Origin of the sequence: Rhodococcus rhodnii NBRC 100604, assembly GCF_001894925.1 — a bacterium.
In the GTDB taxonomy this organism is placed as follows: Bacteria; Actinomycetota; Actinomycetes; order Mycobacteriales; family Mycobacteriaceae; genus Rhodococcus_F; species Rhodococcus_F rhodnii.
Genome location: NZ_BCXD01000015.1, coordinates 48,916 through 69,300, shown reverse-complemented (window position 1 = coordinate 69,300; position 20,385 = coordinate 48,916). Strand labels below are relative to the sequence as shown.

At 70.4% G+C, this 20,385-nt stretch carries 20 protein-coding genes and 1 pseudogene; 19 read left to right on the top strand and 2 right to left on the bottom strand.

What is annotated here, in order from left to right; translation table 11 throughout:
- Positions 1-87 precede the first annotated feature (87 nt).
- From RR1_RS12710 to RR1_RS12675, 8 genes are all read left to right on the top strand, one after another.
- Complete coding sequence (locus RR1_RS12710; RefSeq protein WP_010837240.1) at positions 88-1,251, top strand: acyl-CoA dehydrogenase family protein; 1,164 nt, start codon at positions 88-90, stop codon at positions 1,249-1,251.
- A complete protein-coding gene (locus tag RR1_RS12705; RefSeq protein WP_010837241.1) occupies positions 1,248-2,180 on the top strand; it encodes a bifunctional MaoC family dehydratase N-terminal/OB-fold nucleic acid binding domain-containing protein in 933 nt (310 codons plus the stop codon). The genes RR1_RS12710 and RR1_RS12705 overlap by 4 nt, the downstream gene beginning before the upstream one ends.
- Positions 2,180-3,325 carry an acyl-CoA dehydrogenase family protein gene (locus tag RR1_RS12700; RefSeq protein WP_010837242.1) on the top strand — a complete coding sequence of 382 codons (1,146 nt, stop codon included), beginning with the start codon at positions 2,180-2,182 and terminating at the stop codon, positions 3,323-3,325. Before RR1_RS12705 ends, RR1_RS12700 begins: the two co-directional genes overlap by 1 nt.
- The gene (locus RR1_RS12695) at positions 3,322-3,753 is read left to right on the top strand and encodes a MaoC family dehydratase (protein WP_010837243.1); all 432 of its coding nucleotides are present in this window, start codon (positions 3,322-3,324) and stop codon (positions 3,751-3,753) included. The genes RR1_RS12700 and RR1_RS12695 overlap by 4 nt, the downstream gene beginning before the upstream one ends.
- Complete coding sequence (locus tag RR1_RS12690; protein ID WP_010837244.1) at positions 3,750-4,934, top strand: lipid-transfer protein; 1,185 nt, start codon at positions 3,750-3,752, stop codon at positions 4,932-4,934. Before RR1_RS12695 ends, RR1_RS12690 begins: the two co-directional genes overlap by 4 nt.
- Positions 4,931-5,764 carry a MaoC/PaaZ C-terminal domain-containing protein gene (locus tag RR1_RS12685; protein WP_010837245.1) on the top strand — a complete coding sequence of 278 codons (834 nt, stop codon included), beginning with the start codon at positions 4,931-4,933 and terminating at the stop codon, positions 5,762-5,764. The genes RR1_RS12690 and RR1_RS12685 overlap by 4 nt, the downstream gene beginning before the upstream one ends.
- Positions 5,761-6,531, top strand: coding sequence for an SDR family NAD(P)-dependent oxidoreductase (locus RR1_RS12680; protein WP_010837246.1), 771 nt, complete (start codon positions 5,761-5,763; stop codon positions 6,529-6,531). The genes RR1_RS12685 and RR1_RS12680 overlap by 4 nt, the downstream gene beginning before the upstream one ends.
- 93 nt (positions 6,532-6,624) lie before the next feature.
- Entirely contained in the window at positions 6,625-7,674 is a 1,050-nt protein-coding gene (locus RR1_RS12675) for a ferredoxin--NADP reductase (protein ID WP_040772411.1), read from the top strand.
- A 44-nt stretch (positions 7,675-7,718) separates the two neighbouring features.
- On the opposite strand, the gene mftR is transcribed toward RR1_RS12675, so the two are convergent.
- Positions 7,719-8,318 (bottom strand): mycofactocin system transcriptional regulator MftR, encoded by a 600-nt coding sequence (gene mftR / locus RR1_RS12670; RefSeq protein ID WP_040772427.1) that lies wholly within the window; start codon positions 8,316-8,318, stop codon positions 7,719-7,721.
- Positions 8,319-8,459: 141 nt separating this feature from the next.
- Here mftR and mftA point away from each other — a divergent pair, with 141 nt between their 5' ends.
- From mftA to RR1_RS12620, 10 genes and pseudogenes are all read left to right on the top strand, one after another.
- On the top strand, positions 8,460-8,579 hold the full coding sequence (mftA, locus tag RR1_RS12665) for a mycofactocin precursor MftA (RefSeq protein ID WP_010837249.1): 120 nt from the start codon (positions 8,460-8,462) through the stop codon (positions 8,577-8,579).
- Between the two features lies 1 nt (position 8,580).
- Entirely contained in the window at positions 8,581-8,892 is a 312-nt protein-coding gene (gene mftB / locus RR1_RS12660) for a mycofactocin biosynthesis chaperone MftB (protein WP_010837250.1), read from the top strand.
- Entirely contained in the window at positions 8,889-10,127 is a 1,239-nt protein-coding gene (gene mftC / locus RR1_RS12655; protein WP_010837251.1) for a mycofactocin radical SAM maturase, read from the top strand. The genes mftB and mftC overlap by 4 nt, the downstream gene beginning before the upstream one ends.
- Complete coding sequence (mftD, locus tag RR1_RS12650) at positions 10,124-11,359, top strand: pre-mycofactocin synthase MftD (protein WP_010837252.1); 1,236 nt, start codon at positions 10,124-10,126, stop codon at positions 11,357-11,359. Before mftC ends, mftD begins: the two co-directional genes overlap by 4 nt.
- A 6-nt stretch (positions 11,360-11,365) precedes the next feature.
- The gene (mftE, locus tag RR1_RS12645; RefSeq protein ID WP_010837253.1) at positions 11,366-12,070 is read left to right on the top strand and encodes a mycofactocin biosynthesis peptidyl-dipeptidase MftE; all 705 of its coding nucleotides are present in this window, start codon (positions 11,366-11,368) and stop codon (positions 12,068-12,070) included.
- Positions 12,067-13,471 (top strand): annotated as a pseudogene (mftF, locus tag RR1_RS12640) (mycofactocin biosynthesis glycosyltransferase MftF). Before mftE ends, mftF begins: the two are co-directional and overlap by 4 nt.
- The gene (gene mftG, locus RR1_RS12635; protein WP_238558942.1) at positions 13,401-14,918 is read left to right on the top strand and encodes a mycofactocin dehydrogenase MftG; all 1,518 of its coding nucleotides are present in this window, start codon (positions 13,401-13,403) and stop codon (positions 14,916-14,918) included. Before mftF ends, mftG begins: the two are co-directional and overlap by 71 nt.
- 170 nt (positions 14,919-15,088) lie before the next feature.
- On the top strand, positions 15,089-16,657 hold the full coding sequence (locus tag RR1_RS12630) for an AMP-binding protein (protein ID WP_040772428.1): 1,569 nt from the start codon (positions 15,089-15,091) through the stop codon (positions 16,655-16,657).
- Between the two features lie 122 nt (positions 16,658-16,779).
- A complete protein-coding gene (locus tag RR1_RS12625; RefSeq protein WP_010837257.1) occupies positions 16,780-17,376 on the top strand; it encodes a hypothetical protein in 597 nt (198 codons plus the stop codon).
- 46 nt (positions 17,377-17,422) lie between these two features.
- A complete protein-coding gene (locus tag RR1_RS12620) occupies positions 17,423-17,998 on the top strand; it encodes a TetR/AcrR family transcriptional regulator (RefSeq protein ID WP_010837258.1) in 576 nt (191 codons plus the stop codon).
- Positions 17,999-18,042: 44 nt separating this feature from the next.
- On the opposite strand, the gene RR1_RS12615 is transcribed toward RR1_RS12620, so the two are convergent.
- A complete protein-coding gene (locus RR1_RS12615; RefSeq protein ID WP_051111077.1) occupies positions 18,043-18,603 on the bottom strand; it encodes an SACE_7040 family transcriptional regulator in 561 nt (186 codons plus the stop codon).
- A 164-nt stretch (positions 18,604-18,767) separates the two neighbouring features.
- Here RR1_RS12615 and RR1_RS12610 point away from each other — a divergent pair, with 164 nt between their 5' ends.
- The gene (locus RR1_RS12610; protein WP_010837260.1) at positions 18,768-20,378 is read left to right on the top strand and encodes a carboxyl transferase domain-containing protein; all 1,611 of its coding nucleotides are present in this window, start codon (positions 18,768-18,770) and stop codon (positions 20,376-20,378) included.
- Positions 20,379-20,385: the final 7 nt, after the last annotated feature.

Here is a 20,385-nt window from a genome sequence, read left to right as displayed (position 1 = left end):
GGCGGTGACGCGGGCGGGTGGCAGTGATGGTCCCGATGGCCGGGACGTCGACGGCACCCGACTTCGCGTCTCGTTAGCGTCCGGATCATGGAATTGAGGGAGAGCGCGGCGCATCGGGAACTGCGCCGCGAGCTGCGCGAGTACTTCACCGGGCTGGTGCCCGCCGACGTCCGCCGCGTCGCCGGCGAACAGGGCGTCGGCGGCGAACACTTCCGCGACATCGTCTCGCTGCTCGGCAAGGACGGCTGGCTCGGCATCGGCTGGCCCACCGAGTACGGCGGGCAGGGCCGCCCGGCCGACGAGCAGTTCGTCTTCTTCGACGAGGTGCAGCGCGCGGGTCTGCCGTTCCCGTTCGTCACGGTGAACACCGTCGGGCCGACGCTCATGAAGTACGGCACCGAGGAGCAGAAGCAGCGCTTCCTGCCCGGCATTCTCGCGGGCGAGATCGTCTTCGCGATCGGCTACACCGAGCCCGAGGCCGGTACGGACCTCGCCTCGCTGCGCACCCGGGCGACGCGCGACGACGACGGCTGGTCGATCGACGGCAACAAGATCTTCACGTCGGGCGCGAACACCGCGGACCACGTGTGGCTCGCCGCGCGCACCGACGCCGACGCACCGAAGCATCGCGGCATCTCCATCTTCACGGTGCCGACGAGCGATCCGGGCTTCTCGTGGGCGCCGATCGACACGGTGGGCGGACTCACCGTCACCGCGACGTACTACGACGGCGTGCGCGCAGGCACCGGCGATCTCGTCGGCGACGAGAACGGCGGCTGGTCGCTGATCACGGCGCAGCTCAATCACGAACGCATCGGCCTCGCGGCACTCGGCGGTCGCACCTACGGGCTCTGGGCGCAGGTGCTCGACTGGGCACGGAGTGAAGGGCTGCTCGACATCGGCTGGGTGCAGCAGGATTTCGCCCGTACTCACGCCCGTTTCGAAGCGATGCGGCTGCTCAACTGGAAGATGGCGACCGAGGTCGCGCAGGACCGGCTCACGGGCGGATCGGCAGGAGCCACGAAGGTCTACGGCACCGAGACGCACCTCGACGTGTACCGCACGCTGCTCGGAATCGTCGGTGCCGCAGGACGACTGCGCCCGGGATCGGAGGGTGCCGTCCTCGCCGGGCAGCTCGAACAGCTGTCCCGTCAGGGCGTGGTCAACACGTTCGGCGGCGGCGTCAACGAGGTGCTGCGCGACATGGTCGCGGTCGGCGAACTCGGTGCGGCGCGAGCGAGGCGTGCGTGAGCGACTTCCACGAGCGGCTCCGCACGTTCGAGGGCTGCACCCTCGTCCCCGAGACGGCGGGCCCCGACCCGGTGAACACGCCGATGATCCGGCACTGGACCGACGCGATGGGCGACACCTCGGCCGTCTACCGCGACGACGACGCAGCACGCGCGAGCGGCCGGACGTCGGTGATCGCGCCGCCGCAGATGCTCCAGGTGTGGACGATGCGCACGTACGCCGATGTCGCGAATCCCGGCGCGGCGTCACCGGTCTGGACGGAACTGATCGCGCTGCTCGACGGCGCGGGCTTCACGTCGGTCGTCGCGACCGACTCGGATCAGGAGTTCGAGCGCGAACTGGAGCCGGGCGACGTCGTCACCGTCGAGGAGGTCGTCGAGTCGATCTCGCCCGAGAAGCGGACCGCGCTCGGGCGAGGGCACTTCGTCACGACGCTGAAGACCTATCGCAGCGGCGGTGAGGTCGTCGGCACGCAGCGGTGGCGCACGCTGCGCTTCGCACCGGCCCCCACCGAGCCGCCGCGTGCCCGGCGGCCGCGGCCGGCGATCAACGCCGACAACGCTTTCTGGTTCGAGGCGGCGCGCGAGCACCGGCTCGTGATCCAGCGGTGCACGGCGTGCGGGGCGCTGCGTCATCCGCCGGGCCCGATGTGCGGGGAGTGCCGGTCGCTGGACTGGGACACCGTCGACGCGAGCGGTGACGGCACCGTCTACAGCTTCGTCGTCAATCATCATCCGGTCCTTGACGCGTTCGAGTACCCGCTCGTGGTCGCCGTGATCGAACTCGCCGAGGGAACGCGGCTCGTCGCCGACACGATCGGTATCGCGCCCGAGGACGTGCGCATCGGAATGCCGGTGACGCTGGACTGGATCGACGCCGACCCGGAACTGACGCTGCCCGGGTTCCGCGCAGTGGAGGAAGGACTCTGATGGATTTCTCCTACGACGAGGAGCAGCGCACGGTGCGTGATCTGGCGCGCACCGTGTTCGCCGGTGCGGCGGACCGACTCGCCGCCACGGAAGCGAGCACCGACCGCATCGACCGCACGACGTGGACCGCACTCGCCGAGACCGGCCTGACGGGTCTCGCGATCCCGGAAGCCCACGGCGGCGGCGGGCTCGGCCCGGCCGCGACGATTCCGCTGTTCGAGGAACAGGGCGAGCACACCGCACTCGTGCCGCTGTGGCCGCACGTCTTCGCGGCGTGGGCGATCGGCGAGTTCGGCGACGAGGCGCTGCGCGGCGAACTGCTGCCCGGCGCGGCCGACGGCACGACGATCCTCACGGTCGCGCTCGAAGAGGGCGGCGGGGCCGAGCGCACGGCGCCGCGGCTGCGCGCCGATCGCACCGGCGACGGGTGGTCGCTGCACGGCACCAAGCTCGCGGTGCCGTCCGTTCATCTCGCCACCGCCGTCGTGGTGTCGGCGCACACCGACGACGGGCCCGTGCTCGTCGTCGTCGATCCGGCCGAGTCGGTGCACCAGGACGGCGAGTCGGTGCACCAGGACGGCGACACAGTGCACCAGGACGGCGAGTCCACGACGCACGAGCGCTGCGCGACACTGGTGTTCGACGGAACGCCCGCGCGTGCCCTCGCTGCACCGGGTTCCGGCGGCGCCGAGGCCCTCGCCGGCTGGTGCGCGCTCGCGGTGTCCGCGCTCGCGCTCGGCGTGGGCGAGGCGAGCGTGCGCCGCACCGTCGAGCATCTCAACGCGCGCACTCAGTTCGGCCGTCCGCTCGCGACGTTCCAGGCGGTCGCCCATCAGCTCGCCGACAGCCACATCGACCTCGAAGCGATGCGGGTGACGCTGTGGCAGGCCGTGGGCCGTGCCGCTGACGGCGAGCCCGACGCGGCGTCGGCGATCGCGATCGCGAAGTGGTGGGCGGCGGACGCGGGCCAGCGCGTCGTGCACCGGACCCAGCACCTGCACGGCGGCATCGGTGTCGACATCGGTTACCCGCAGCACCGATACCTGTTGTGGGGCAAGCAACTCGCCGTGACGCTCGGCGGCGCCTCGGCCGAACTCGCACACCTCGGCAGGCTCGTCGCCGAGGGACGGGTGGTGGCGGTATGACGTCGCACCTCACGCGCGAGGCCGCCGTGCGGACCGGCGACGAACTCCCGCCGCTCGACATCCCGCTCACGCGCACGCTCATCGTGGCGACGGCACTCGCGACCCGCGACTTCCAGGACGTCCACCACGATCCCGCACTCGCGGTCCAGCGCGGCTCGAAGGACATCTTCATGAACATCCTCACCACCAACGGGCTCGTCGGCCGGTTCGTCACCGACTGGGCGGGACCGTCCGCTCGGCTGCGGCGCATCCGCGTCAGGCTCGGCGCCCCCAACTACCCCGGCGACACGATGCGCCTCACGGGCGCGGTTGCGGCGGTGGACGGCACCCGTGTCGTCGTCGACGTGCGCGGCGCGAACTCGCTGGGCGATCACGTCACCGGCACCGTCGAGGTGGACCTGCCGGCCCTGCAGGGAGACGGCCGATGAGCACCCTGTCGCGGACCGCGGCGATCGTCGGCATCGGCGCGACGGAATTCTCCAAGAACTCCGGCCGCAGCGAACTGCAACTCGCATGCGAGGCGATCACGACGGCGCTCGCGGACGCCGGCATCGAGCCCGGCGAGGTCGACGGGCTGAGCACGTACACGATGGAGACCAACGGCGAGGTGATCGTCGCGCGCAACTGCGGGCTCGGCGAGCTGTCGTTCTTCTCGCGCGTCGGCTACGGCGGTGGTGCCGCCTGCGCGACGGTGCAGCAGGCGGCGATGGCGATCGCGACGGGCGTCGCCGAGGTCGTCGTCTGCTACCGGGCGTTCAACGAACGGTCCGGCGTACGGTTCGGGCTCGGCCAGCACGATCGGCCGATGGACACGACGGCCGACCGCGCGGCCTACGCCTGGCTGACGCCGCAGGGACTGAGCACTCCCGCTCAATGGGTCGCGATGTTCGCACGCCGGTACATGCACGAATACGGTGCGACGAGTGAGGACTTCGGACGGATCGCCGTACTCGCGCGGCGCCACGCCGCCACGAATCCCGCGGCGTGGTTCCACGGGCGGCCCATCACGCTCGACGATCATCAGCGGTCGCGCTGGATCGCCGAACCGCTGCATCTACTCGACTGCTGCCAGGAGACGGACGGGGGACAGGCACTCGTGCTCGTGTCCGCCGATCGTGCGCGCGACCTCCCGAAACCGGCGGCCGTCGTCGCCGCCGCCGCGCAGGGCTCGGGCAGGGACCAGCACATGATGACGAGCTACTACCGGCCCTCGATCACCGGAATCCCCGAGATGGGCGTCGTCGGACGGCAGCTCTACGCGCAGAGCGGGCTCGGGCCCGGTGACATCGACGCCGCGATCCTCTACGACCACTTCACCCCGCTCGTGCTCCCGCAACTCGAGGAGCTCGGGTTCTGCGGCGTGGGCGAGGCGAAGGACTTCGTCGCCGACGGGAACCTCGAACGCGACGGAGCACTTCCCGCCAACACGCACGGCGGACAGATCGGCGAGGCCTATCTGCACGGCGTCAACGGCATCGCCGAAGCGGTGCGGCTCGTGCGCGGCGAGTCGGTGAACCAGCCGCCCCGGGGCGTCGAGCGCGTCGTCGTCACGGCGGGAACGGCCGTCCCCACGAGTGGATTGATCCTCGAGAGTCAGGAGACACGATGACGAGAGCGACGACGGAGAACCCGGTGCGGTGCGCGGGCGACTGGGAGGGCGTCGAGCTCGGCCGGCGCACCGTCGCCTACGACGAATCCGCCGCGATCCTGTATGCGCTCGCGGTCGGTGCCCGCGCCACCGAGCTCGACCTCGTCCTCGAGAACCGGCTGCGGGTGCTGCCGACGTTCGCGCTCACCCTCGCGCAGTGGGCGCCCGATCAGCTCGGCTCGCGCGGTGCGTTCGACACCGCGACGGCACTGCACGGCTCGCAGCGGCTCGACGTCCTCGCTCCGCTCCCGCCGCGCGGCGAACTCGACCTGCATGCGCGCGTCGCGAACGTCTGGGACAAGGGGGGCGCGGCGGTGTTCGACGTCCGCGTCGAGTCCCGGTGCTTCGAGGCGACGTGGTCGATCTTCGCTCCCGGCGCGGGCGGATTCGGCGGCGAGCGGGGACCGGCGAAGCCGAAGCCGATCGAGCGCGAGCCCGACGTCGAGGCGACGACGGCGACCTCCCCCGATCAGGCCGCGCTGTACCGGCTCACGGGCGACCGCCACCTCATCCACATCGATCCCGAGGCCGCCGCCCACATCGGTCAGCCGCGCCCGATCATGCACGGGCTGTGCAGTCTCGCGGCGAGCGCCCTCGGTCTCGCGCGCGCCGTCGGCGCCCATCCCGCCGACCTGACGGCGCTCGAAGGACGGTTCGCTGCACCGGTGTTCCCAGGCCAGGACCTGCAGGTGCGTGCCTGGCACGAGGGCGACGGCCACGTGTTCGACGTCGCCGCCGACGGCGCCACCGCGATCGCAGGCGGGTCCGCGTCGTTCACGGGAGCCTCGTGACGACGGCGGGTGTGCTGTCGGACCGGGCAGCGCTCGTCACCGGGGCAGGACAGGGAGTCGGACGCGGAATCGCGCTCGCCCTCGCGAAGCAGGGCGCGAACATCGCCGTCGCGGGCCGCACGGAATCCAGCGTCCGGCGCACGTGCGCCGAACTCGACGACCTGGGCGTCCGGACGGCGGCGATCGTCGGCGACGTCAGCGAGCGCGACGACGCCGCACGCATCGTCGAGGAGACGGTCGCCGCGTTCGGCGGCATCGACATCCTCGTCAACAACGCGAACGACTGCCGTCCCGGACCGCTGCTCTCCGTCGTGGACGAGGACTACGAGAGATCGTTCGCGACAGGGCCGCTCGCGACGCTGCGCACGATGCGCGCGGCGCACCCGCACATGAGCGCGCGGGGCGGCGGCACCGTGATCAACCTCGTGAGTTCGGCGGCCGTGCGCTGGGACGCGTCGAACTACGGCGTGTACGCGTCGATCAAGGAATCGATGCGCTCGCTCACCCGCGCCGCGGCCTGCGAATGGGGGAGCGACGGCATCCGGGTGCTCGCGGTCGCACCCCATGCGGCCAGCCCCGCCCTCGAACGCTGGGCCGAAACGAACCCCGAGGAAGCGGCCGCGTTCGTCGCGGGGATTCCGCTCGGACGGATCGGCGATCCCGAGGCCGACATCGGCCGCGCCGTGGCGTTCCTCTGCGGCCCCGACGCCGGTTACCTCACCGGCGCGACGATCCCGCTCGACGGCGGCCAGTCGCGGTGGGGCTGATTCCCGACCATCGGGACGCCAGGCCGTCGTGACGCACGCAACATGGTTGGGTCCCGTGCGTAGGTTCGCTCGACGCATGGAAGGACGGGATGCATGAGCTCCGTCGAAACACGCCCCGGTACTCGCTCGATCGTGGTGACGGTCGCGGCCGTCGTGGAGGAGACCGCGGATGCGCGCTCGCTGGTCTTCGAGGTACCGCCCGAGTGCCGCGACCGCTTCGCCTACCGGCCGGGGCAGTTTCTGACCCTGCGGATTCCGAGCGACCGCACCGGATCGGTCGCGCGCTGCTACTCGCTCGCGAGTTCCCCGCACACGGGTGAGGCACCGAAGGTCACCGTCAAGCGCACGGCCGGCGGGTACGGCTCGAACTGGGTGTGCGATCACGTCGCGGTCGGCGACACCATCGAGGTGCTGCCGCCGTCGGGCCTGTTCACGCCGCCGGATCTCGACGAGGACCTGCTGCTGTTCGCCGCGGGCAGCGGGATCACGCCCGTCATGTCGATCCTCAAGAGCGCACTGGGGGGCGGGCGTGCCGCGGTGACCCTCGTGTACGCGAACCGGGACGAGAACTCGGTGATCTTCGCCGAGGAACTGCGCGAGCTGACCGCGGCGCACGCCGATCGGCTGACCGTGATCCACCAGCTCGAATCGGTGCAGGGGCTGCCGACGCCGGCGTCGCTCGCGGCACTGGCCCGCCCGTACCGGCCGCGCCGGGCCTTCCTCTGCGGGCCGACGCCGTTCATGGACGCTGTGCGCGCCGGGCTCGACAAAGCGGGCATGCCCGCCGATCACGTGCACGCGGAGGTCTTCACGTCGCTGTCGGGCGATCCGTTCGAGGAGATCGTCGTCCCCGAGGGTGACGACGCCGCGGACGCCGCGACCGCCGTCGTCGAACTCGACGGGGAGACACACGAACTCGTGTGGCCGCGCTCGTCGACGCTGGTCGACGTCATGCTCGCGAACGGGCTCGACGCGCCGTACTCGTGCCGCGAGGGCGAGTGCGGATCGTGCGCGTGCACCGTCACGGACGGGGAGGTCGAGATGGCGCACCAGGGAATGCTGGACGCCGACGACATCGCCGCCGGATACGTCCTCGGCTGCCAGGCGCGGCCCGTGAGCGATGCGGTGAGCATCGAGTTCTGACGGTCACCCGTACGTCGGGTGACGGTTCGTGCGGCGATCGAGACTCAGCCGTCGATACCGTGTGCCACCATCGCCATTCCTTCGGTGAGAAGGTCCGCCAGGTCGCGATCGGTGTCACCGAGCCAGCTCTCGTAGGCGGCGAGTGCGACGCCGAGCAGGAGATACCCGATCGCGCGCGGCACGTGCGAATCCGAGGGGACTCGCAGGCGGGCGGCGGCGAAGTCGGCGATGACGTCCCGCCATCCGGCGTACATGATCGCCGAATGGGCCTGGAGTGCAGGGACACGAAGGATGAGCTCCATTCGTCTCCGGTGGTTCGCGGCTTCTTCCGTGGGGAACGAGTTGAAGTCGAGGAGCGCGGCGGTGAGCGTGGCGGACATGGCCGAGCCCGGTGAGGTGTCGGCGAGCCGCGCTCTCATCCGGGCCAACTGCTCGTCGAAGTCTCCCCAGGGGATCGCGTTCTTCGAGGGGAAGTAGCGGAAGAGCGTGCGGCGTGCGATGCCGCACGCTTCCGCGATGTCGTCGACGCTCGTGTCGTCGAACCCGTTCTCGACGAAGAGCTCGAGGGCGACCGTGCTGATGTGATCGCGCGACGTCGCGGGTCGCCGGCCGGGGCCGGTCGTGCTGGATCGGTTGGAGGCCACGGCTTTCGGTCGCCCTTTCTCGCTGTCGGTCTGGAATTCTGCACTCGGTGCCATTACTATCGTGACATGGAACACTCGAATCACCGGGTGTGACTGCTGCAACTCATCACGATCGCAACTCATCACGACGAGAGGGCTCCGATGTCATTTCACAACGATCCCGGCCTCGGTGAGGTCACGCACGGCGACGAGGGCGAGGTTCTCGTCGAGGAGACGCTCGTCGAAGAGGTCTCGATCGACGGTATGTGCGGCGTCTACTGAGATGCCGCAGCAGGCTGCCGCGTTCGACCCGGACGCGTCGTGGGCGCTGCATGCGCAGGTCGCGGTGCGTCCGGAACCGTTCGGCGCGTTGCTCTATCACTTCGGGACCCGCAAGCTGTCGTTTCTCAAGAGTCGCGCCGTCGTCGACGTCGTGCGGTCTCTCGAACACCACGAGAGCGCGTCGGCCGCGCTTCGGGGACACGGCCTCGCGGGTGCCGCCGCACAGCCCTATCTCGCCGCGCTCCGGGCGCTCGCGGACTCCGCGATGATCGTTCGCCGCGGGGGTGCTCCAGCGAACGAGGAGGATTCGTGACGACAGCCGCTTCGCCCGGCCGGCTGATCGACCAGTTCGAGCGCGGTCTCGACGCCCCGATCTGTCTGACCTGGGAACTCACCTACGCCTGCAATCTCGCGTGTGTGCACTGTCTTTCGTCGTCGGGGCGACGCGATCCCCGCGAACTGACCACCGAGCAGTGCAAGGCCGTCATCGACGAACTCGAACGCATGCAGGTGTTCTACGTGAACATCGGCGGCGGGGAGCCGACGGTGCGCTCGGACTTCTGGGAACTCGTCGACTACGCGACGGAGCACCACGTCGGCGTGAAGTTCTCGACGAACGGTGTCCGGATCGACGAGAAGGCCGCGGCCCGGCTCGCGGCGAGCGACTACGTGGACGTTCAGATCTCGCTCGACGGCGCGACCGCCGAGGTCAACGACGCCGTCCGCGGCCCGGGATCGTTCGCGACCGCGATCCGCGCACTCGAGAATCTCTCGGCGGCGGGCTTCCGCGACGCGAAGATCTCGGTGGTCGTCACCCGCGAGAACGTGAGCCAGCTCGACGATTTCGCGGCACTCGCCGACCGGTACGACGCGACGCTGCGCATCACACGGCTGCGGCCGTCGGGTCGCGGAGCCGACGTGTGGGACGACCTGCACCCGACGCCACAGCAGCAGCGGCAGCTCTACGACTGGCTCGTCGAGCACGGCGAGGGCGTCCTCACCGGGGACAGCTTCTTCCACCTCTCGGCTTACGGCGATGCCCTGCCCGGGCTCAACCTCTGCGGGGCGGGACGGGTCGTGTGCCTGATCGATCCGGTCGGCGACGTCTACGCGTGCCCGTTCGCGATCCATGAGAACTTCCTGGCCGGCAACGTCCTCACCGACGGTGGCTTCGGCGCGATCTGGCGTGAGTCGACACTGTTCACGGAACTGCGCGAGCCGCAGTCCGCGGGCGCGTGCGCGTCGTGCGGCCACTTCGACGCGTGCCGTGGCGGCTGCATGGCGGCGAAGTTCTTCACCGGCCTGCCGATGGACGGGCCCGATCCCGAGTGCGTGCAGGGCTTCGGGGAGGTCGCGCTGGCTGCCGATCGCACGGTTCCCGCTGCAGCAGTGGATCATTCGCGGACCGGACGCCGCAGGACCGGTGCACCGGTCCGGCTGACACTGCTCGCCACACCACCTCGTCGGCCCACCACGGCGTGCGACGAGAACCCGCTCGCCGATCTGCCTTTCCCCGCCGCCGGCCTGGCTCGAACGGAGTCGTCGTGAAGAATCCTCTCGCACACAACCCCTGGGCGCGCAATCCGTGGTTCGAGACCGTCGCGGAGGCGCAGCGGCGTGCCCGCAAGCGGCTGCCGAAGTCGGTGTACTCGGCGCTGCTCGCGGGCTCGGAGAAGGACGTCACCGTGTCCGACAACGTCGCGGCCTTCTCGGAGATCGGGTTCGCGCCCCACGTCGTCGGCCTCGCGGACGACCGCGACCTCGCCACGACCGTCCTGGGAATGCCCCTGTCGTTCCCCGTTCTGATCTCGCCGACCGGGGTGCAGGCCGTGCATCCCGACGGCGAGGTCGCCGTCGCACGTGCCGCTGCGGCACGGGGAATCGGCATGGGGCTCAGTTCGTTCGCGTCGAAGCCGATCGAGGAGGTCGTGGCGGTCAACCCGCAGACACTCTTCCAGCTGTACTGGATGGGAACGCGCGACGAGATGCTCCGCCACATGCGGCGTGCGCAGGAGGCAGGAGCGAAGGGGCTCGTCCTCACGCTCGACTGGTCGTTCTCGATGGGGCGCGACTGGGGTTCGCCCGCGATCCCGGAGCAGATGGATCGCGCCGCGATGATCAAGTTCGGTCCCGAGGGGATCATGCGGCCGCGGTGGCTGCTCGAGTACGCGAAGCGCGGCGAGCTGCCCGATCTCACCACACCCAACCTGATGCCACCGGACGGGCCCGCGCCGACCTTCTTCGGTGCCTACGGTCAGTGGATGTCGTCGGCACTGCCGACCTGGGACGACATCGCCTGGGTGCGTTCGCAGTGGGACGGGCCCCTGGTGCTCAAGGGCGTCGTGCGCGTCGACGATGCTCGCCGCGCCGCCGCCGTCGGGGTCGACGCGATCTCGGTGTCGAACCACGGTGGCAACAACCTCGATTCGACTCCCGCGTCGATCCGAGCACTGCCTGCGATCGTGGATGCGGTGGGCGATCGCGTCGAGATCCTGCTCGACGGCGGGATCCGCCGCGGCGGCGACGTCGTCAAGGCACTCGCGCTAGGCGCCCGCGCCGTCATGATCGGCCGCGCCTATCTGTGGGGCCTGGCGGCCAACGGTCAGGCCGGAGTCGAGAACGTTCTCGACGTGCTGCGTTCGGGCGTCGACTCCGCCGTCATGGGCCTCGGGAAGAACTCGGTCCACGCGCTGACCGCCGACGACGTCGTCGTCCCGCCCGGATTCCGCCGCGACCTCGGGGTGGGTGCCGGGGCCGGAGTCGTCTCCGTCGCCGACTGACGACCGGTGACCACCGTTCCCGGTGCCCGCGGTCTCGGACGACTCACCTCGCCCGAGGTCACGCCGGCCACGGTGATCGTCCCGGTCGGGTCCGTCGAACAGCACGGGCCGCACCTGCCGCTCGACACCGACACACGGATCGCGTCCGAGATCGCCGCACGGCTCGCCGCCGCTGACGACACCGCCTTGGTCGCGCCCGCGATCGCGTACGGCGCGAGCGGCGAGCACGCCGGGTTCGCGGGGACGGTCTCGATCGGGCTCGCCGCGCTCGAACTCCTGATCCTCGAATACGGCCGATCGGTGTGCGACTGGGCATCGAGGGTGGTGTTCGTCAACGGTCACGGCGGAAACGCCCACGCGATCGCGGCCGCGGTGGTCACGTTGCGCAGCGAAGGGCGCGACGCCGCGTGGCTCCCGTGCGTCGTGGCAGGCGACGCGCATGCCGGGCTCACCGAAACGTCCATACTGCTACACCTGTGCCCGGAGGTGGTCCGGTTCGACCGGGCCGTCGCCGGAAACAGCGAACCTGTCTCAACTCTCATGTCCCGGTTGCGTTCGGGCGGTATCGTCAGCGTGTCTCGCAGCGGTGTGCTGGGGGACCCGACACGCGCGAGTGCCGAGTACGGCCTGCGCCTGCTGACGGACATGCACCGGCGGGCGCACGAGTGTTATCGGCGCTGGACACCGGGATCGGAGGGGAGACTCGAGTGACGCAGGGGCGCCTACCCGACGGGTTCGGTGTGCGGATCGACCCACGAGTGCGCAGCTACTCCGAGGGTCGGGTCCTCATCGGCGGCTCGCCGACACGCATGGTGCGGCTCGCACCGCGCGCGGCCGCCGATGATCCGCGACGGCGGCTATCTCGAGGTCTCGGATCAGCAGTCGGCGGGGGTCGCACGCAGGCTGCTCGACTCGGGGGTCGCGAACCCGCGCCCCACCGGCTGCCCGTCGCCACGTGACGTCACGATCGTGATCCCGGTCCGCGACAACCCCGACGGGCTGATCCGGTTGCTGCGATCGCTGCAGAGTTTCGACGTCGTCGTCGTCGACGACGGCTCGTCCGTCCCGGTCTCGGTGCCCGATCCCGCGCGCGGCTCGATCGGCTCCGTGACCGTCCTGCGGCATCGTTCGCCGCGCGGCCCCGCCGCCGCGCGCAACACCGGAATGCGCGTGGCGACAACGCCGTTCGTCGCCTTCCTCGACTCCGACGTCGTTCCCCGCACCGGCTGGATCGAGCCGCTGCTCAGTCACTTCAGCGACCCGGCCGTCGCGCTCGTCGCGCCGCGGATCGTCGCGCTCGAACCGCAGACGTCGGCACTCGCGCGATACGAGAGCGCGCGCTCGTCGCTCGATCTCGGCCGCAAGGAGTCGGCCGTCGTGGCCGGCGGCCCGGTGTCGTACGTTCCCAGCGCCGCGGTCGTCGCGCGCCGCGACGTCCTCGCCGAACTCGGCGGGTTCGACGACGAGATGCACGTCGCGGAGGACGTCGATCTGTGCTGGCGGCTTCTCGACGCAGGCTGGCGGGTGCGCTACGAGCCGGTCGCGCGTGTCGCGCACGATCACCGAGTTCGTCTGGGCTCGTGGATGACTCGGCGTTCGTTCTACGGTACGGGCGCGGCGCGGCTGATTCGGCGGCATGAGGACAAGGTGCCGCCGCTCGCGATGTCCCCGTGGATGCTGGGCGCGTGTCTCGCGGCCACGGCCCTCTCCCGTGTCGGCCTGCTCGGCGCGCTCGTCGCACTCGCGGCCGTCTTCACGCGTCTGCGGCGGACCGTCGCGGCGCTCGATCAGCCGACCCGGATCGCCGCGGTGCTCACGGCACAGGGATTCGTCGCAGGACTGTGGCAGCTCGCGTCGGCGGCGTGTCGGCACTACTGGCCCGTGACGCTGCTCGCCGTGCTGCTGTCGCGGCGGATTCGCCGAGCCGCCCTCGCGCTCGCGGTGGCCGAGGGCGCGGTCGACTGGGTCTCGCACCGCGGCTCGGGCGGTCTCGATCCCGTGCGGTACATCCTCTTTCGTCGCCTCGACGATCTCGCCTACGGTGCCGGATTGTGGCGCGGCGCCGTCGAGCAGCGAACCCTCGGGCCGCTGGTGCCGCGCCTTCGCTCGTGATCTGCAGTCCGCCGTGATTCCCGGCGCCGATGTCGTCGTGATCGGTGCCGGGTCCGCGGGGTGTCTCGTTGCGGCACGCGCGAGCGACGATCCGGCACGGACGGTGCTGCTCCTCGAATCGGGACCCGCCGGGCCGCTCGGTTCGGACGGTGAGATCGGAGTGCTTCCGGTCGGGCCGGGAGCGGCGCGTGCCGTCGAGTACCCCGCACGCCTGATGCGCGATCGGAGCCCGACCGTCGTGCGGCGCGGCACCGGAGTCGGCGGGTCCGGTGCGATCAACGGCGCCTACTTCGTTCGTGCGCCCGACGCCGATTTCGCGGCGTGGCCGGCCACGTGGACCGCGCGCGACGTCGCGCCGTGGTTCCGGCGAATCGAGCGCGACCTCGACGTCAGCAGCCCGCGCCACGGCGATGCGGGCCCGATCCCGGTGAGCAGGGTGCCACTGCACGATCTCGCCCCCGTCAGCGCGCGGTTCCTCGCCGCCGCGGCGGACACCGGGATGCCGTACGTCGCCGACATGAACGACGGCGGCCGCGACGGCGTCGGTACCGTCCCGATGAACGCCGTGAACGGTGTGCGCGTGAGCACGTCGTCGGCATGTCTCGCGCCGGTCGCCGGGCGGCCGAACCTCACCGTCCGCACCGGGGTGCGAGTCGATCGTATTCTGTTCCAGCGCAACAGGGTACATGGAGTCGTGGTGCGTGACGGCGAGGCAGAGTACGTCGTCGCGGCGGGTGAGGTCGTCCTGTGTGCGGGTGCGGTCGAGTCGCCGCTCGCGCTGACGAGATCGGGCATCGGCGAACCGGAAACGCTGCGCGGCAGCGGTTTCCCCGTCGTCACCGACCTTCCGGGCGTGGGGAGCGGCCTGTCGGATCACCCCGAGGTGCTCGTGCCCTACGCGGCGGACGGACTGCGGCCCGGTACCGCGCTGCTGGAGGTGTGCGGCGAGTGGCACGGATACGAGATGCGACCGTACACAGCGGGTTTCGATCGGTTCATCCCGGGATCGGGTCCCGGCGACGCGTGTGTGGGCGTGTCGCTCATGGCGAGCGACGCGCGCGGTGTCGTGCGATCGTCCGGCGGCCGCGCGGTGATCGAGTACGACTATCTGCGCTCCGCCCGCGATCGGCAGCGGCTGCGTGAGGGCGCGGCGCACGCCGTCGAGATCCTGCGGCGCGCGGGACTGGGGGTACCGCCGGGTCCCGTGGACGACACGTGGGTGCGCGAGCGCCTCGCGACGAGTCAGCATGCGAGCGGCACGTGCCGCATGGGGGAGGCCGGCGACCCGCACGCGGTCGTCGATCCCGCCGGCAAGGTCCACGGCGTCGACGGACTGCACGTCGTCGACGGCTCCATTCTCCCGGTCGTTCCGTCGCGCGGACCGCACGCGACAGTGGTGATGGTCGCGGCGCGTCTCGCGGAGTCGCTGTTCGGCGCCGGGGCCTGAGTCTGCCGTACTGTGATACGCATCACCCGACGAGGTGGTTCGACTTCACTGCGGAAGGAGTCCCCGTGTCCGACACCGGTGACCTGCGGGAGAACGACGGCGACCGACGTTCGCCCCGTGCCCCGAGTCGCGATTCCGGTCCCACCGACACGCCGCTCCCGGCCGGGACGATCGGTGACGATCTCGCCCGCACCGTCTCGAGTCACGGCGACCGCGACGCCCTGGTCGACGTCCCGTCGGGGCGGCGCTGGACGTATCGCGAGTTCGACCGCGCCGTCGACGTCGTCGCGGCCGGGCTGCTCGCGCAGGGCGTCCGTACGGGCGATCGGGTCGGGATCTGGGCGCCCAACTGCCCGGAGTGGACGATCCTGCAGTACGCGACCGCGCGCATCGGCGTCGTCCTCGTGACGATCAATCCGGCGTACCGGACGTTCGAGCTCCAGTACGTCCTGAACCAGGCGCAGATCGGCACGCTCGTGGCCGCGACGGCCTTCAAGACGTCGGACTACACCGCGATGATCGAGGAGTCGCGCGACGAGTGCCCGGACCTGACGAGCGTCGTGTACATCGGGACGGACAGCTGGAGCGACCTCGTCGCGGCGGGGGAGCGGGCTCTCGCGGACGATCCCGACACGGTCGCGGCCGTCTCGCTCGGGCTCTCGCCCGACGATGCCGTCAACATCCAGTACACCTCCGGGACCACGGGTTTCCCGAAGGGTGCGACGCTGAGCCATCGCAACATCCTCGGCAACGGCTTCTTCGTCGGTGAACTGTGTGGGTACACCGAGGTCGACCGCGTGTGCATCCCGGTGCCCTTCTATCACTGCTTCGGAATGGTCCTCGGCAACCTCGCGTGCACGAGTCACGGTGCAGCGATGGTGATTCCGGGCGAGTCGTTCGATCCCGCCGCGACGCTCCGTGCCGTCGAGCAGCAGCGGTGCACCTCGCTCTACGGCGTCCCGACGATGTTCATCGCCGAACTCGCGTTGCCGGACTTCGCGTCGTACGACCTCTCGAGTCTGCGGACCGGGATCATGGCCGGCTCGCCGTGCCCTGTCGAGGTCATGAAGCAGGTGATCGATCGGATGGGTATGACCGAGGTGTCGATCTGCTACGGCATGACCGAGACGTCGCCGGTCTCGACGCAGACCCGCGCGGACGACTCCATCGAGCAGCGCGTCTCGACGGTCGGGCGGGTCGGGCCACATCTCGAAGTGCAGATCGTCGATCCCGTGACGGGCGAGACCGTTCCTCGCGGCGAATCGGGCGAACTGTGCACGCGCGGCTATTCGGTGATGCTCGGGTACTGGCGTGATCCTGCGAAGACGGCCGAGGCGATCGACGACGACGGGTGGATGCACACCGGCGACATCGGGGTCATGGACGACGACGGCTACATCGCGGTGACGGGGCGCATCAAGGACATCGTCATCCGCGGCGGCGAGAACATCTATCCGCGCGAGGTCGAGGAGTTCCTCTACACCCACCCGGACATCCTCGACGCCCAGGTGATCGGCGTTCCGGACAGCAGGTACGGCGAAGAACTCATGGCGTGGATCCGGATGCGCGACGGCGCCGCCGTGCTCGACGCCGAGGCGCTGCGCGCGTTCTGCTCGGGAAGGCTGGCGCACTACAAGATTCCGCGCTACGTCCACATCGTCGACGAGTTCCCGATGACGGTGACGGGAAAGGTGCGCAAGGTGCAGATGCGGGAGGAATCGCTCGCGCTGATCGAGTGAGACGCTCTGTACCAGGAGCCGCGCGGGCGCACCGCGGCGTCGGAAACACTCTGGCGCGGTGCGGAAATGGCCTTCGTCATAGGTGGTGGCGGTCACTCGCTGCGTGCCGCAGAGTGTAGGGCGTGAGCGCACCGATGCAGGACCTCTCGTCGCCGCCGTCGCCCGGACCGCATCCGGCGTCCCCGTCGCTCGTCGCCCTCGCCTGCGGGATTCTGGTGATCGCCGGAGCGACGGTGCTGCACGACGGTCCGCCGTTCGCCTCGTGGATCGCCTCGGGCGGTTGTGCCCTCGTGTTGCTGGGTCTGCTGGTGTGGCGGGCCCGCGAGCGATCCCGTCACGGCATGGGTGGCAGGCGAGCCGGCTACGGGATCGCCGCGCTGCTCGCGCTCGTCGCCGCACCGGCGCTCTTGCCGGTCGCAGCATTCCATCTGGGCTACCTGGTCTTCCTCGGTGCCGTCTTCGTCGTCCTCGGAGTGCGGTCGCAGCAGCGGGTCACGTGGGTGTCCGGCGCTGCGGTCGCCGTGATCGGGCTCGTCGTCGAGTCCCGGGCCGGGTTCGCGCTCGACGTGTCCGCGGAGACGGTGGTGTTCGTCGAGGTGTTACTCGCGATCGCCGTCGCGGCAGCGGCGGTGGCGCCACTGCTCCGTGCACGTCCTCCGGGGCCTGGGCGGCTCGCGGCGGTCGTGGCCGCGGCCAACGAGGAGGGTCCACGAACCTGAATCACTACGTCCGCAGTGGTACGGTGCGCGTGACCGAGGGAGTGACGTGGTTCGTACCAATCCGGAGCGCCGCAGGGCACTGCTCGACGCGGCCATCGAGGTGCTGGCGCAGCGCGGTGCGCGCGGCCTGACCTTTCGTGGTGTCGACGAGGAAGCGGGAGTGCCCGTCGGCACGGCGTCGAACTACTTCACGAACCGCGACGACCTGTTCGTTCAGGTCGGGCATCGGTACTACGAGCGACTGACTCCCGATGCGCAGACCATCGCGGCCGCGCGCGAGCCCCAGACCCGCGAGTCGCTCGTCGACGTCATGACCGAGGTCGTCGAGCGAGTCGCGAGCTTCCGCACCGGCTACCTCGCGATCCTCGAACTACGTCTCGAGGCGACGCGGCGACCGGAGCTCCAGGCGCTGCTCACCGAACGGGTGCGCGCGGACATGGAGTACAACGTCGACAACTATCGCTCCACCGGGCTGCCCGGGGGCGCCGACTCGGTGACGCTGCTGCACCTCGCGCTGAACTGGCTGATCCTCGAAAGGCTCACGCTGCCCGGCGTCGTCGACGCCGATCGGGCCGCCGAACTCGTCCGGCTCGCGGTGGAGCGCGCGGTTCCCGGTGAGTAGTTCGGTTCCCGGTGAGTAGTTCGGTCCCGGATGCCTAGTGCCGGTCAGGCCGCGATCCCGATCAGCCGGAGCGCCGCGGCGCGGAGCACCGGCTTGCTGTCGGCGAGCGAGCCGCGCCGCGCGCTGTAGGGCGTCGAGTTGAGCAGACCGAACAGGCCGTGGGCGACGACGCGCGCATCGGCCTCCGCGAGCGCCGGGTCGTGTGCGCACAGCGCCGCGACCCACAGTTCGACGTAGCGGCGCTGGGTGCGGCGGACCTCGCGCCGCGCGTCGTCGGGGAGATTGTCCAGGTCGCGATCCTGGATGCGGATCAGTTCGGGCTCGCTCGTCGCGAAGTCGACGTGGAAGTCGACGAGTTCCTCGAGCGTCGCCGCGGCGTCGGAGCCGGACTCGGTGACTTCGGTGCCGCCGTCGAACAGTCGCGTACTGATTCCCACGAGCAGTTCCACGAGCACGGCGTCCTTATTGGGGAAGTGCCGATAGACGGCGGGGCCGCTGATGCCCACGGCCGCACCCAGATCCTCGAGGCGGACGCCGTGGAATCCCCGCTCGGCGATGAGCCGCGCGGCCGCGTCGAGCAGCTGACGCCGGCGATCGGCCTTCATGCGACCACGCCGAGTCGTCGGCGGCGATGTCCGCGGCTCCGTCTTCGTGGTCACGGTCACACTCCTGTCTGTCGTGTGCTGGACAACACACTGTGGTGCGGTTATCTTGAGTTCGGTTATCGATCATTAACTCTTTTGGGTTCGTCGTCAACCGGGAGGTTCGCATGACAAGCGATGTGCAGAGCGGCATCGACGGCGAGAATCGTCACACCGAGACCCCTCGTGATGCCCATGTCTCACTCGTCGCGAAACTGCGGACGGCTCTCGCCGCGGCCGCGCTCGGCGGCAGCGAACGATCGCGCGAGCGCCACGTCGCGCGCGGCAAGCTGCTCCCGCGCGAGCGCGTCGACGCACTCCTCGACCCCGGCAGCCCCTTCCTGGAGATCGCACCGCTCGCCGCCCACGGGATGTACGACGACGAGTCGCCGGGGGCGGGGATCATCACCGGGATCGGCCGCGTCGAGGGGCGCGAGTGCGTCGTCGTCGCGAACGACGCGACCGTCAAGGGCGGCACCTACTACCCGATGACGGTGAAGAAGCACCTGCGCGCGCAGGAGATCGCGCTGCAGAACCGCCTCCCGTGCATCTACCTCGTGGACTCGGGCGGCGCCTTCCTCCCGCGGCAGGACGAGGTCTTCCCCGACCGCGACCACTTCGGCCGCATCTTCTACAACCAGGCGACGATGAGTGCGCAGGGGATCGCGCAGATCGCGGCGGTCATGGGTTCGTGCACCGCCGGCGGCGCGTACGTGCCGGCGATGAGCGACGAGGCCGTGATCGTGCGCGGGCAGGGCACGATCTTCCTCGGCGGCCCGCCGCTCGTGAAGGCAGCGACCGGCGAGGTCGTCACGGCCGAGGAACTCGGTGGCGGCGAACTGCACTCCCGGATCTCCGGTGTCACCGACCATCTCGCCGACGACGACCTCGACGCGCTGCGCATCGTCCGGGAGATCGTGCGCACCCTGGGCCCGCGCGAGCCGGTCCCGTGGCGCACCGAACCCGCGCTCGCGGCCCTCGGTGACCCGCACGAGCTGTACGACGTGGTCCCGGTCGACTCCCGCACGCCCTTCGACGTGCACGAGGTGATCGACCGCATCGTCGACGGCGGCAGGTTCCAGGAGTTCAAGGCCGAGTACGGCCGCACCCTGGTGACCGGCTTCGCGCACATCGACGGGCATCCGGTCGGGATCGTCGCGAACAACGGTGTGCTGTTCGGCGAATCCGCCGTCAAGGGAGCGCATTTCATCGAACTCTGCGATCGCCGCTCGACGCCGCTCGTGTTCCTGCAGAACATCACGGGGTTCATGGTCGGCCGCGACTACGAGGCGGGCGGTATCGCCAAGCACGGCGCGAAGATGGTGACGGCGGTCGCGTGCGCGCGCGTCCCGAAGCTCACCGTCGTGATCGGCGGATCGCACGGCGCGGGCAACTACTCGATGTGCGGGAGGGCGTATTCGCCGCGCTTCCTGTGGATGTGGTCCAACGCGCGGATCTCGGTGATGGGCGGCGAGCAGGCGGCGAAGGTGCTCTCGACGGTGCGGGGCGATCAACGCGCCGCCGCGGGGGAGCCGTGGAGCGAGGCCGACGCGGAGGCGGTCGAGGCGCCGGTGCGCGAGCAGTACGAACGACAGGGCAATCCCTACTACTCGACGGCGAGGCTGTGGGACGACGGGATCATCGATCCCGCTGAGACCCGCACGGTGCTCGGACTGGCGCTCGCGGCCTGCGCGAACGCGCCGCTCGAACCGGTCTCCTACGGCGTCTTCCGGATGTGAGGTACAC